Genomic DNA, 11,817 nt, shown 5'->3' with positions numbered 1-11,817 from the left:
GGGCACGACTGCGCCGACCACCACGCCGTTCGGGTGCGGAGGGCTCCGCGTTACAGCGCCGGGCCCTCGGTCCCCCAGAAGGGGACGTCCTCGTCGCCCACGCCGAAGTCCACGTTGGAGTACTGGCGCAGCTTGTGCAGCCGGTGCCACGCGTCGATCATGCGGACCGTCCCGGACTTGGAGCGCATGACGATGGACTGCGTGGAGGCGCCGCCCGCGCGGTAGTGCACGCCGCGCAGCAGGTCGCCGTCGGTGACCCCGGTGGCGCAGAAGAAGATGTTCTCGCCGCGCACCAGGTCGCCGGTCTGCAGCACGCGGTCGAGGTCGTGGCCCGCGGCCAGCGCCTTCTCGCGCTCCGCGTCGTCCTTGGGCCACAGCTTCGCCTGCAGCTCGCCGCCCATGCACGCCAGCGCGCAGGCGGTGATGATCCCTTCGGGCGTGCCCCCGATGCCGAGGAGCACGTCGGCGCCGCTCTCGGGCCGCGCGGCGGCGATGGCGCCGGCGACGTCGCCGTCGGAGATGAAGCGGATGCGGGCGCCGGCGTCGCGGATGTCCTGCACCAGCTGCTGGTGGCGCGGCCGGTCGAGCACGACCACCGACACGTCGGAGACGTTGACGCCCTTGGCCTTCGCGATGGCGCGCACGTTGTCGCGTACCGGCCGGTCGATGTCGACGACGTCGGCGCACTCGGGGCCGACCGCGAGCTTCTCCATGTAGAAGACGGCGGACGGGTCGAACATGGCGCCCCGCTCGGCCACCGCGAGCACGGCGAGCGCGTTGGGCATGCCCTTGGCCATCAGGGTGGTGCCGTCCACGGGGTCGACGGCGACGTCGCACTCCGGGCCGTCGCCGTTGCCGACCTCCTCGCCGTTGAACAGCATCGGGGCCTCGTCCTTCTCGCCCTCCCCGATGACCACGGTGCCGCGCATCGAGACCGAGCCGATGAGCTTGCGCATCGCGTCGACCGCGGCGCCGTCCCCGCCGTTCTTGTCCCCGCGGCCCACGAACCGGCCGGCGGCCATGGCCGCGGCCTCGGTGACGCGGACGAGCTCCATCGCGAGGTTGCGGTCGGGGGGCTCGTGGCTGCGGGTGGCGTCGGCCTGGACGGGATCCTGCGGGGTCACCGGGAGGCACCTCCGGGAGGGCGGGACGGCGGGCGTGTGCCCGGCCTCGGGCCGGGCCCGTCATCCTCGCAGACTCCGACGGCGTCCCGGGGGTTCCGCGTGCTCACCAGCGGTCGCGGGGCGGCGGGCCCCACCCGTCCGGCGGGACGCCATGGCCGCCGCCGCGGGGGACCCCCACGCGCTCGTCGGGACGCTCGGTGCCGGTCGGGCCGCCTGTCCAGGCCTGCTGGCCGCCGGTCGGCGGGCCGCCGGTGGGCAGCGCGCCCGACGGGTGCGGGTCCTCGACGGGCTGCGCGGCGGGGTGCGCGGCGGGCTGGTCGGCCCGGTAGGGGTCGGGGGCCGGCCCGGCGTCCCGGCGGTCCGCGTGCCACGCGGGGTCCTCGCGCGGCGGCGCCGACCAGCCGCCGGTGGGGTCCGGGCCGGCGGCGGGGTGGGTGGCGGGGGTGGTGGCGTGCACTGCCGCCGCGACGCCCTCGCGCGACAGGGAGTGCACGCTCTCGCGCAACGCCCGGGTGGCGGCGGCGCGGAGCTCGGCTGAGAAGCGGGGCGACGGCGCGAAGCGGCCGAAGGTGTCGCGCAGGAAGTGCAGGAGCAGCGTCGCGGTGGAGCGCGAGCGCCACATCGTCCAGCCGACGTAGAGGTCGCGGCCGTAGGGCTGCACGAGCAGCATCGCGCGCTCGCTGTACTGGCGGAACACCAGCACCGGCACGCCGGCCACGGTCGACGGCACCACCTCGGCGGGGCTGCGACGGGAGGCCGCGGCGGCGCGCACGTACTCGTAGGCGGTGGCGGCGGCCTCGCCGCGGTTCTCCAGCAGGCGGGCGTGCTCGGCGATCGGCTCCTTCGCGGGCGCGAAGAACGAGGCGACGCCGGCGAGGTAGAGCACGAGGATGAGCACCCCGAGCAGCCCCGACACCGCGTCGGTGAACCCGTCGGGCGACGACATCGACGCCAGGTAGTCGATGATGACCTTGACCAGCAGCAGTGCGGTCGGCGCGACCAGGAACAGCAGCGTGCGCATGAGGTGCGGCGCGAGCATCCGGTAGGTGACGACGTCGTCGACGAGGCCGTCGGGCTCGGCGTGCTGCTGGATCTCGCGGTGGTAGTCGGCGTGGGCGCCGACGACGGCACGGTCGAGCTCCTGGTCCTGCGGGATGCCCCCGGGCGGGCCGTACGAGCTGCTCATGGCCGTCGAGTCTGGGGCATCGGGCGGGCGACGTGGTGCCGCATCACCCGCGCGCCGTCCCGTCGTCGTCGGCCCCCGCCTCGTGCAGGACGGTCTCGACGCGCTCGCGCGCCCCGGCCAGGTGGCGCTCGCAGGTCCGGGCCAGCGTCTCGCCCCGCTCCCAGAGCGCCAGCGAGTCCTCCAGGCTCAGCCCGCCCGCCTCGAGGCGCGCGACCACCTGCGCGAGCTCGTCCCGCGCTTGCTCGTAGCCCGGCTCGGCCTCGCCGCCGGTGTCACCGTCCGCCATGACCCGATCCCATCACGACCCGGCCCAGTGTCAGCGGAGTGGCATCACGGACGTTGAGTGTCTGCGGCGCCACTCCGCTGACTCTCCGCCTGGTCGCTCTCGGTCACCACGGCGTGCAGGGCGCCGTCGGCGAGGCGCACGCGCAGGTGATCGCCGGGCGACGGGGTGCCGGCCGCGCGCAGGACGGGCGCGTCCACGGCGTCGCCGTGCTGGACGATCGCGTAGCCGCGCGCCAGGGTCGCCGCCGGCCCGAGGGCGGTCAGCGAGGCGGTGAGGTGGCGCAGGTCGGCGGCGCGCGCGGTGAGGCTCGTGTCGACCACCTGGCGGGCGCGGGCGCGCAGCCCGGCCACGGCGTCCTCGCGCGCCGCGATCGGTCCGAGGGGGTCGGCGAGCACGGGACGGCGGCGCAGCGCGGCGAGCGCGGCGTCCTCGCGCTCCACCCACGCGTGGAGGGCCCGGTGCATCCGGCGGCGCAGCTGCGCGAGGTGCGCGGACTCCTCGGCGAGGTCGGGCACGATCCGCTTCGCCGCGTCGGTGGGCGTCGCGGCGCGGACGTCGGCGACGTGGTCGACCAGCGGGGTGTCGGGCTCGTGGCCGATCGCCGAGACCACCGGCGTCCGGCACGCCGCCACGCCCCGGCAGAGCGCCTCGTCGGAGAACGGCAGCAGGTCCTCGACGCTGCCGCCGCCGCGCGCCAGCACGATCACGTCGACGTCGGGGTCGCGGTCCAGGGCGCTCAGCGCGTCGAGGATCTCGGGCACCGCCTGCGGGCCCTGGGTCGGGGTGTTGCAGGTGCGGAACCGGACCGCGGGCCAGCGCGCCGTGGCCACCGTCGTGACGTCGTGCTCGGCGGCGCTCGCGCGCGAGGTGATGAGCCCGACGCAGCGGGGCAGGCGCGGCGGGCGGCGCTTGCGGGCGGCGTCGAACAGGCCCTCGGCGGCCAGCAGCGCGCGCAGCCGCTCGATGCGCGCCAGCAGCTCGCCCACGCCGACCGGGCGGATCTCGTCGACGCGCAGCGAGAGCGTGCCCCGGCCGAAGAAGTACGACGGCTTGCCGTGCACCACCACCCGCGCGCCCTCGGCCAGCGGCGGCACCGCGCCGCGCACCATCGAGGTCGGCGCCGTGAGCCCCAGCGAGACGTCCGCCGCCGGGTCGCGCAGCACGAGGAACGCCGTCGACGAGCCCGGGCGGGCGGTGACCTGCGTGAGCTGGCCCTCGACCCACACGCTGCCGAGCCGGTCGATCCAGGCCGAGATCTTGCGCGCGACCGTGCGGACCGGCCAGGGCTCCTCGGCGCTGGTGGCGGGCGGGGTGGTCACGCGCTCACCGCCGTGGTCAGCCTTGCTGCGAGAGGGTCGCGATGCGGTTGGTCAGCATCGTGACGAACGGCGGGCGGTCGGCGTGCGCCTGCTCCCACTCCAGCAGCTCGGTGACCTGCTCGATCGACAGCGCGCGCAGCTTGCCGCGCAGCTGGGCGATGGTCATGGTCTCGTAGCCGGGCAGGGCGTCCGGGGTCACCGAGGCCGTCGCGCCCGCCTCGCCGACGATGCCCAGCGCGGGCGCGTGGTGGCCGTTGGTGCGCCGGGGCGTGTCACCGAGGTCGGCGGCGTACCCGGGCGCGTCGTGGGCGTCCGCGTCGTAGGCGTCGTAGCCGCTGGGCAGCGCCTCGGGCAGGTCGTCGTCGAAGCGGGCCCACGACGGGGCCTCCTCCACCGGCCGCATCCCGTCCAGCGCGGTGTCGCCCTTGATGGCGAGCTCGGTGACCACCTGCTGGGCGCGCATGCCCAGCTGCAGCACGCGGCTGACCGCGGTGATGGGCAGACCCGCGACGGTGCGCGGGAGATCCCGGGCCTCCTCGACGGCGGCGACGACGAGACCGGCGGCGACCCGCACCGGGAACGGCAGCGAACTCATGTGCACAGGGTGCCAGCAGAACGCCACCGGTGTGCGAACGACCACCCGCGGGCCCGTGACGCCCGGTCGGTGACGCCCGTCGCCCGTAGGCTGGGGTCATGTCCACCAGTCACGAGACAGGCGCGACGACCCCGCGGGTGCTGCTCGCGAAGCCCCGCGGGTACTGCGCGGGCGTCGACCGGGCCGTGGTCGCGGTGGAGAAGGCCCTCGAGACCTACGGCGCCCCGGTGTACGTCCGCAAGGAGATCGTGCACAACCGCCACGTCGTGACCACGCTCGCCGCGCGCGGTGCCGTGTTCGTCGAGGAGACCGACCAGGTGCCCGAGGGCGCCACGGTCGTCTTCTCCGCGCACGGGGTCTCCCCGGCCGTCCACGCCGAGGCCGCCGCCCGCGAGCTGCGCACGGTCGACGCCACGTGCCCTCTGGTCACCAAGGTGCACCAGGAGGCCAAGCGCTTCGCGCGCGACGACTACGACATCCTCCTGATCGGCCACGAGGGCCACGAGGAGGTCGAGGGCACCGCCGGCGAGGCGCCCGACCACGTGCAGCTCGTCGACGGGCCCGCGGCGGTCGACGGGGTCACGGTCCGCGACCCGGAGAAGGTCATCTGGCTCTCGCAGACGACGCTGTCGGTCGACGAGACGCTCGAGACCGTGCGCGCCCTGCGCGAGCGCTTCCCCTCGCTGGCCGACCCGCCGTCGGACGACATCTGCTACGCCACCCAGAACCGCCAGGTCGCGGTCAAGCAGATGGCGCCCGAGTGCGACCTCGTGCTCGTCGTCGGCTCGCGCAACTCGTCGAACTCGGTGCGCCTCGTCGAGGTCGCCCTGCAGGCCGGCGCGTCCGACTCGCACCTGGTCGACCACGCCGGCGAGATCGACGAGGCCTGGCTCGAGGGCGTCACGACGGTCGGGGTCACCAGCGGCGCCTCGGTGCCCGAGATCCTCGTCGGCGAGGTCCTGCACTGGCTCGCCGACCGCGGGTGGGCCGACGTCGAGGAGATCACCACGGCGAACGAGAAGCTGACCTTCTCGCTGCCCCGCGAGCTCAAGCGGGACATGAAGCCGCAGGCCGTCCGCTAGCCACCCCGTTGTCCTCCGGGCGCGGGCACCGCACAGTGTCCCCGTGCTGCTGGCCCTGACCCTGCTCACCGGGGGTGCGCTGCTCACCCTGGTGCTCGGGGTGGTCGGCGGCGGTGACCCGGTCGCGGTGCTCCCGCTCGGCGTCGCGTTCGCCCTGCTCGCGACCCTCGGATTCCGGTGGGTGCAGCGCCGGGGGAGCCGTGCCTGGTCGGCGGCGCACGTCGTCGTCGGGCTGGTGCTCGCGTCGGTGGTGTTCGCGCTGGCGCCCGGGGTGGGCGGGACGCTCTTCCTCATCGTGCTGGTCAGCCAGTGCGTGCTGCTGCTCCCGCTGCCCGCGACGATCGTGGTCATCGCGATGGTGCCGATGGTGCACACCGGGATGCCGCTACTCGAGGGCGTGCGCGAGGGCCTGGGGACGCTGGTCGCGGTGGTGTTCGCCGCCGTCGTCACCGAGCTCCTGCGCCGCGAGCAGGCGATGCGCCGCGAGCTCGCCGTCGCGCACCAGCAGCTGCGCGACCAGACGGCGCAGTCCGAGCGCCTCGCCCTGGCCCAGGAGCGCAACCGGGTCGCCCGGGACATCCACGACGGGCTGGGGCACTCGCTGACCGTGGTGCAGATGCAGCTCCAGGCCGCCCGCGCGCTGCTCGGGAGCGGGCGGGACGGGGCGGACGAGGTACTCGCGAAGGCTCAGCACCAGTCGCAGGAGGCGCTCGCCGAGGTCCGCCGGTCGGTGGGCGCGCTGCGCGAGGCGCGGGTGGTGCCGCCGCTGCCCGAGGCGCTGCGGGCCCTGGCGCAGGAGAGCGCGGCGGCCGGCCTGCCCGCCGAGGTCGCCGTGGCCGGCGAGGAGCGCCCGCTGCCCGATGCCGCCCGCGAGGCGCTCTTCCGCGCCGCGCAGGAGGGGCTGACCAACGTGCGCAAGCACGCCGAGGCGCACCGCGCGGAGCTGTGCCTGGAGTACGCCGACGGCGCGGTGCGGATGGCGGTCCGCGACGACGGGCGAGGCCCCTCCGGTGCCGTCGGCGCGACGCCCGGCTACGGCCTGGTCGGTCTGCGCGAGCGCGCCGAGCTGCTCGGCGGGCACCTCGAGCTCGCCCCGGCGCCGGGCGGCGGCAGCGCGCTGACCGTGGAGGTGCCGGTGTGAATCCCGTCCGGCTCCTGCTGGTGGACGACCAGGCGCTGTTCCGCGAGGCCCTGACGACGTTGCTGGGCGTGCGCGCCGAGGTCGTGGTGGTGGGCGAGGCCGGCGACGGCGCGGAGGCCGTGCGCCGCGCCGCGGAGCTCGCCCCCGACGTGGTGCTCATGGACCTGCGCATGCCCGTGCTCGACGGCGTCGCCGCCACCCGGCGCCTCAGCGTGGAGCAGCCGCACGTGCGCGTCATCGCGCTGACCACGTTCGACGACGACGAGGACGTGTTCGCCGCGCTGCGGGCCGGCGCCGTCGGCTACCTGCTCAAGGACGTCTCGTCCGCCCGGCTCGTCGAGGCCGTGGTCACGGCGGCGCGGGGCGGGTCGGTGCTCGAGCCCTCGGTGGCGGCGAAGGTCGTCGCCCGAGTCGCGCGGATGCCGGTGGACGACGGCCGGCCCCGTCCGCAGCCCCTCGTCGTGCCGCTGTCGGACCGCGAGGTCGACGTGCTGCGGCTGCTCGCCGACGGGCGCAGCAACCGGGAGATCGCCGGGACGCTGCACCTCGCCGAGGGCACGGTGAAGAACCACGTGACCAACGTGCTCGGCAAGCTCGGGGCCCGCGACCGCACCCAGGCGGCCCTGCGCGCCCGCGCCCTCGACCTGCTGTAGCGGGTCACGTGCGAGGTGACCGCGGGTCATGACCTCCGGCACGTCCCGCGGGGGGCGCGGGCGGCGAGGCTCGTCCGCGTCGCCCCGCCGTCCGAGGAGCCACCGATGACCCGCTCGCTGCCCACCGCCACCGTCACCGCTCCCACCGCCCGCCCCGCGTCCCGCCGGTGGCTGCGCTTCGCGCTCCACTACGTCGAGATGGTCATCGCGATGTTCGTGGGGATGGTGCTGCTGATGCCGCTGACCCCGGCGGCCTGGGCGGCGCTGCCCGCGGTGCACGCCCTGGTCATGGCCGCGGACATGACGATCGGCATGGCGGTGTGGATGGCGGTGCGCCGGCACTCCGCGCGCCAGATCACCGAGATGTCGGCGGCGATGTGCACGCCGTTCGTGGTGCTGCTCGTGCCCTACGGCCTCGGCGCGATCACCGGCGAGACGCTGATGATCGGCGGCCACGTCCTGATGTTCTTCACCATGCTCGGCGCGATGCTGCTGCGCCGCGACGAGTACGCGCACTGAGGGGCCGGGGTCAGCGCCGGTCGTCGGGCCCGTCGACGCGGCGCGGCACCCGGCGCACGCCCGGCCCGAACTCGTCGTCCGGGTCGTCGGGCCGGGTCGGGCGGCGCCGGGGGTCGTCGGCGGCCGGGCGGCGGCGGTCGTCGCGCACGGGGCGCATCTCGACCGGCACCCGGCGCGGCCGGTCGCGGGGGTCGCGGGGTTCCCGGTCACGAGGGTCCCGGGGGTCGCGGTCCCGCGGATCGCGGCGGTCCCGGTCCCGGTCCCGGGTGTCCCGCTCCCGGTCACGGTCCCGGGGATCGCGGTCGCGCGGGTCCCGGTCCCGGGGACGCTCGCGATCACGATCCCGCGGGTCCCGGTCGCGGGGCGCCCGGTCACGCGGCAGGCGCTCGGCGGCGCGCGCGTCGGGGTCGAGGTCGTCGCCGGGCCGCTGGAACGGCTCGATGCGCGAGCGGATGAACCCGAGCGCCAGGCAGATCGCGGCGGTGATCGCCAGCGTCGGGAAGCCGTTGACCAGCGGCCCGCCCACGGCCAGCAGCACGGACGCCGTGCCGCCGGAGCGGGGCAGCGAGCCCGTCGCCACGACCACCGCGGGCACCGCGACCGCGAGCAGCAGCGGCGGCTGCACGAGCGGGACGAACAGCGAGTCGCGGCGCGCCCAGGCGGTGGCGAGGATGCAGCCGCCCGCGAAGCACGCCGTGAACACGACGCCCAGCTCCCCGGAGGTCAGCAGGTCGATCGCGACGCCGGCGACGGTGAGCACCGCCGCGAGCGCGATCGCCCCCCACCAGCGCAGTCCGCGCACCGTGCGGACGACGGACCGCTCGCCGGGGCCGACCGCCCCGGTGAAGACGGCGTCCTCCCGCGCGCTGGTCACAGGGGGCAACGCTAGCGGGCGTTCGGCGCTGGGCCGTCGGCCCGCCACGACACGCGACGCGTGGCGTGACGCGCACCACGACGCCCGGCGCACCCTCGCGGGCCCCGCCGGGCCTCACGCCGTCTCGGCCGGCGCGCGCGGGCGGCGCTCGACCTGCTCGGGGGCCTCCAGGTGGGCACTGGTGACCGACAGGTCGGCGAAGCGCCGGGCGCTGACCAGCACCCGCGACTCGAGGGAGCTCACCGTCTCGTTGAACGACCGCACGCTGCCGTCGAGCGAGCGGCCGAGCCGCGCGAGGTGCCCCGAGAGCACCGCGAGCCGCCCGTGCAGCTCGCGGCCGAGGGCGTGCACCTCGGCGGTGTTGCGGGCCAGGGCCTCCTGGCGCCAGGCGTAGGCCACCGTGCGCAGGAGGGCCACGAGCGTCGTCGGGGTGGCGATGACGACGTCGAGGCCGAACGCGTGCTCGAGCAGCGCCGGGTCGGCCTCGAGGGCCGCGGAGAGGAACACCTCGCCGGGCACGAACATCACCACGAACTCGGGCGTCGGCTCGAAGCGCCGCCAGTAGGCCTTGGCGCCCAGCGCCTCGACGTGCGCGCGGAGTTGCTTGGCGTGGGCGGCGACGCGCTCGCGCCGCGCGGCGTCGTCGCGGGCCTCGGTGGACTCGAGGTACGCCGCGAACGGCACCTTGGCGTCGACGACCACCTGCTTGCCGCCCGCGAGGTGCACCACGAGGTCGGGACGCTGGGCGCCGTCGTCCCCGCCGCGGGCGTGGGCCTGGCGGGTGAAGTCGCAGTGCTCGACCATGCCGGCGAGGTCGACGACCCGCTCGAGCTGCAGCTCGCCCCACCGTCCCCGCACGTGCGGGGCGCGCAGCGCGCCGACCAGCGCCCGCGTCTCGCCCGCCACCCCCGCGGCGTTGGTGGCCACCGCGCCCACCTGCTCGCGCAGCGCCGCGAACGCGGCCTCGCGCTCACGGGCGGCGCCCGCCATCTGCGCCTCCATCCGCCCGAGCGCGCTGGCCACCGGCTCGAGCACGCGGTCGAGCGCCTCCACCGACGCCGCGCGTGCCGCCGGCGACACCGCCCGCTCGCGCTCGTGGGCCCCGCGCCGCTCGGCCTCGAGCTCGGCGCGCGCCGCGGCGACCTCGGTGCTCGCGCGGCGGACGGCCTCGGACACCGCCACGTCCCGCCGCGCGCCCGCCAGGTGCAGCGCCGCCCACGCGCCGACGGCCGCGCCCAGCACGAGCCCCAGCAGCAGCCCCGCCAGCACCCCGCTCGTCGTCATGGGGGTGAGGATGGATCACACCCCCGACACCGCGGGCCCGCGACCGTGATCCGCCTCCGGCGGGGCAGCTCCGCTGCGCTCCGTGCCCCAGGCCGCCTCCATCGCCAGCAGCCGCTCCTTGAGCTCCAGCCCCCAGCGGTAGCCGCCGAGCCCGCCGCCGCGGCGCAGCACCCGGTGGCACGGCACGAAGAGCGTCGCGGCGTTGTGCACGCAGGCCCGCGCCGCGAGCCGGTGGCCCTTCGGGTGGCCCGCCGCCTGCGCGAGCTCGCCGTAGGTGGTCGGCGCGCCGGCCGGCACGGCGCGCAGCGCGTCCCAGATCGCCGTGGTGGCGGGCCCGCTGATCTGGCGCACCGGGACCGCGACGGCCGGGACCGGGTCGCCGTCGTGGAACGCCGCGACCGCCGCCGTCACCGCCCCCAGGTCGGCGCGCCGGGCGGGGTCGGCCGGCCGCAGCTCGGCGTGGACCAGCGCCAGCAGGAGGTCGGCGTCGTCGGTCCACCCCGAGGCGAGCACCGCGCCCTCGTCGTCGACGACGGCGGTGAACGGGCCGAGTGGGGTGGGGACGGTGGCGAGGGCGCTCATCGGGGGCCTCCGGGATCAGGGCGGAACGGCTGTCACCCTGGTTGGACGCCGCCGGAGCCCGTCCGGATCCCTCGCTGGCACACTGGACCCCCGTGAGCTTGACCCTCGGCATCGTCGGACTGCCCAACGTCGGCAAGTCGACCATGTTCAACGCCCTGACCCGCAACGACGTGCTCGCCGCGAACTACCCGTTCGCCACCATCGAGCCCAACGTCGGCGTGGTCCCCCTGCGCGACGCCCGGCTCGACCGGCTCGCGGAGATGTTCCACTCCGACAAGATCGTCCCGGCCACCGTGTCGTTCGTCGACATCGCCGGCATCGTCGCGGGGGCGAGCGAGGGTGCCGGGCTGGGCAACAAGTTCCTCGCCAACATCCGCGAGGCCGACGCCATCTGCCAGGTCGTGCGCGTCTTCGCCGACGACGACGTCGTGCACGTCGACGGCCGCGTCGATCCGGCCGCCGACATCGAGACCGTCGCGACCGAGCTCGTCCTCGCCGACCTCCAGACCCTCGAGAAGGCCCTGGTGCGCCTCGAGAAGGAGGCGCGCGTCCGCAAGGAGGCCAAGGCCGCGGTCGACGAGGTCACGCACGCGCAGTCGGTGCTGAACGAGGGGCGGACGCTGTTCTCCGCGGGCCTCGACTCGCCGCGGCTGCGCGAGCTGAACCTCATGACCGTCAAGCCGTTCCTCTACGTCTTCAACGCCGACGAGCCGGTGCTCACCGACGACGCGCGGCGCAAGGAGCTCGCCGAGCTCGTGGCGCCGGCCGACGCCGTGTTCCTCGACGCCAAGGTCGAGCAGGAGCTCCTCGAGCTCGACGCCGAGTCCGCGCAGGAGCTGCTGGAGTCGATCGGCCAGCCCGAGCCGGGCCTCGACGCGCTGGCCCGCGCCGGCTTCCGCACCCTCGGCCTGCAGACCTACCTGACCGCGGGCCCCAAGGAGTCGCGCGCCTGGACGATCCGCGCGGGCGCCACCGCCCCCGAGGCCGCCGGCGTGATCCACACGGACTTCCAGAAGGGCTTCATCAAGGCCGAGATCGTCTCCTACGACGACCTCGTCGCCGCGGGCTCGATGGCGGCCGCGAAGACCGCGGGGAAGGTCCGCATGGAGGGCAAGGACTACGTCATGCACGACGGCGACGTCGTGGAGTTCAGGTTCAACGTCTAGCGCGCC

At 75.8% G+C, this 11,817-nt stretch carries 13 protein-coding genes; 5 read left to right on the top strand and 8 right to left on the bottom strand.

Going from position 1 to position 11,817, the window contains the following annotated elements; genetic code table 11:
• Nucleotides 1-50 precede the first annotated feature (50 nt).
• From glpX to ACQPX6_RS24485, 5 genes are all read right to left on the bottom strand, one after another.
• Nucleotides 51-1,055, bottom strand: a complete 1,005-nt coding sequence (gene glpX, locus ACQPX6_RS24505) for a class II fructose-bisphosphatase (protein WP_433788350.1) — start codon at nt 1,053-1,055, stop codon at nt 51-53.
• Nucleotides 1,056-1,227: 172 nt separating this feature from the next.
• A complete protein-coding gene (locus tag ACQPX6_RS24500) occupies nt 1,228-2,310 on the bottom strand; it encodes a hypothetical protein (protein WP_433783151.1) in 1,083 nt (360 codons plus the stop codon).
• A gap of 43 nt (nt 2,311-2,353) precedes the next feature.
• Nucleotides 2,354-2,596 carry an exodeoxyribonuclease VII small subunit gene (locus tag ACQPX6_RS24495; RefSeq protein ID WP_433783150.1) on the bottom strand — a complete coding sequence of 81 codons (243 nt, stop codon included), beginning with the start codon at nt 2,594-2,596 and terminating at the stop codon, nt 2,354-2,356.
• A 44-nt stretch (nt 2,597-2,640) separates the two neighbouring features.
• Nucleotides 2,641-3,915, bottom strand: coding sequence for an exodeoxyribonuclease VII large subunit (xseA, locus tag ACQPX6_RS24490; protein WP_433783148.1), 1,275 nt, complete (start codon nt 3,913-3,915; stop codon nt 2,641-2,643).
• Nucleotides 3,916-3,931: 16 nt separating this feature from the next.
• On the bottom strand, nt 3,932-4,510 hold the full coding sequence (locus ACQPX6_RS24485) for a lipid droplet-associated protein (RefSeq protein ID WP_433783147.1): 579 nt from the start codon (nt 4,508-4,510) through the stop codon (nt 3,932-3,934).
• Nucleotides 4,511-4,608: 98 nt separating this feature from the next.
• Here ACQPX6_RS24485 and ACQPX6_RS24480 point away from each other — a divergent pair, with 98 nt between their 5' ends.
• The 4 genes from ACQPX6_RS24480 to ACQPX6_RS24465 all read left to right on the top strand — a co-directional run bounded on the left by ACQPX6_RS24480 (nt 4,609) and on the right by ACQPX6_RS24465 (nt 7,905).
• A complete protein-coding gene (locus ACQPX6_RS24480) occupies nt 4,609-5,592 on the top strand; it encodes a 4-hydroxy-3-methylbut-2-enyl diphosphate reductase (protein WP_433783145.1) in 984 nt (327 codons plus the stop codon).
• A 43-nt stretch (nt 5,593-5,635) separates the two neighbouring features.
• The gene (locus ACQPX6_RS24475) at nt 5,636-6,733 is read left to right on the top strand and encodes a sensor histidine kinase (RefSeq protein ID WP_433783143.1); all 1,098 of its coding nucleotides are present in this window, start codon (nt 5,636-5,638) and stop codon (nt 6,731-6,733) included.
• Complete coding sequence (locus ACQPX6_RS24470; protein ID WP_433783142.1) at nt 6,730-7,386, top strand: response regulator; 657 nt, start codon at nt 6,730-6,732, stop codon at nt 7,384-7,386. The genes ACQPX6_RS24475 and ACQPX6_RS24470 overlap by 4 nt, the downstream gene beginning before the upstream one ends.
• Nucleotides 7,387-7,491: 105 nt before the next feature.
• Nucleotides 7,492-7,905, top strand: a complete 414-nt coding sequence (locus ACQPX6_RS24465) for a hypothetical protein (RefSeq protein ID WP_433783140.1) — start codon at nt 7,492-7,494, stop codon at nt 7,903-7,905.
• Nucleotides 7,906-7,915: 10 nt separating this feature from the next.
• On the opposite strand, the gene ACQPX6_RS24460 is transcribed toward ACQPX6_RS24465, so the two are convergent.
• The 3 genes from ACQPX6_RS24460 to ACQPX6_RS24450 form a co-directional block, all read right to left on the bottom strand.
• Complete coding sequence (locus tag ACQPX6_RS24460; protein ID WP_433783138.1) at nt 7,916-8,779, bottom strand: DUF6542 domain-containing protein; 864 nt, start codon at nt 8,777-8,779, stop codon at nt 7,916-7,918.
• 114 nt (nt 8,780-8,893) lie between these two features.
• Nucleotides 8,894-10,063, bottom strand: coding sequence for a DNA recombination protein RmuC (locus ACQPX6_RS24455; protein WP_433783136.1), 1,170 nt, complete (start codon nt 10,061-10,063; stop codon nt 8,894-8,896).
• A gap of 15 nt (nt 10,064-10,078) precedes the next feature.
• Nucleotides 10,079-10,645, bottom strand: a complete 567-nt coding sequence (locus tag ACQPX6_RS24450; protein ID WP_433783134.1) for a methylated-DNA--[protein]-cysteine S-methyltransferase — start codon at nt 10,643-10,645, stop codon at nt 10,079-10,081.
• 92 nt (nt 10,646-10,737) lie between these two features.
• On the opposite strand from ACQPX6_RS24450, the gene ychF reads away from it, so the two are divergent.
• The gene (gene ychF, locus ACQPX6_RS24445; RefSeq protein WP_433783133.1) at nt 10,738-11,811 is read left to right on the top strand and encodes a redox-regulated ATPase YchF; all 1,074 of its coding nucleotides are present in this window, start codon (nt 10,738-10,740) and stop codon (nt 11,809-11,811) included.
• Nucleotides 11,812-11,817 lie beyond the last annotated feature (6 nt).

The sequence above is a fragment of the Actinomycetospora sp. CA-101289 genome (genome assembly GCF_050955895.1).
Lineage (GTDB): Bacteria > Actinomycetota > Actinomycetes > Mycobacteriales > Pseudonocardiaceae > Actinomycetospora.
The sequence above is the reverse complement of the archived record's forward strand: the minus strand, read 5'-3'. Positions and strand labels throughout refer to the sequence as shown.

Excerpts from the sequence above, each read along its gene's own strand:
- glpX (WP_433788350.1), bottom strand. The coding sequence starts at position 1,055 with ATGGAGCTCGTCCGCGTCACCGAGGCCGCGGCCATGGCCGCCGGCCGG.
- ACQPX6_RS24500 (WP_433783151.1), bottom strand. The coding sequence starts at position 2,310 with ATGAGCAGCTCGTACGGCCCGCCCGGGGGCATCCCGCAGGACCAGGAG.
- ACQPX6_RS24495 (WP_433783150.1), bottom strand. The coding sequence starts at position 2,596 with ATGGCGGACGGTGACACCGGCGGCGAGGCCGAGCCGGGCTACGAGCAA.
- ACQPX6_RS24485 (WP_433783147.1), bottom strand. The coding sequence starts at position 4,510 with ATGAGTTCGCTGCCGTTCCCGGTGCGGGTCGCCGCCGGTCTCGTCGTC.
- ACQPX6_RS24480 (WP_433783145.1), top strand. The coding sequence starts at position 4,609 with ATGTCCACCAGTCACGAGACAGGCGCGACGACCCCGCGGGTGCTGCTC.
- ACQPX6_RS24465 (WP_433783140.1), top strand. The coding sequence starts at position 7,492 with ATGACCCGCTCGCTGCCCACCGCCACCGTCACCGCTCCCACCGCCCGC.
- ACQPX6_RS24455 (WP_433783136.1), bottom strand. The coding sequence starts at position 10,063 with ATGACGACGAGCGGGGTGCTGGCGGGGCTGCTGCTGGGGCTCGTGCTG.
- ACQPX6_RS24450 (WP_433783134.1), bottom strand. The coding sequence starts at position 10,645 with ATGAGCGCCCTCGCCACCGTCCCCACCCCACTCGGCCCGTTCACCGCC.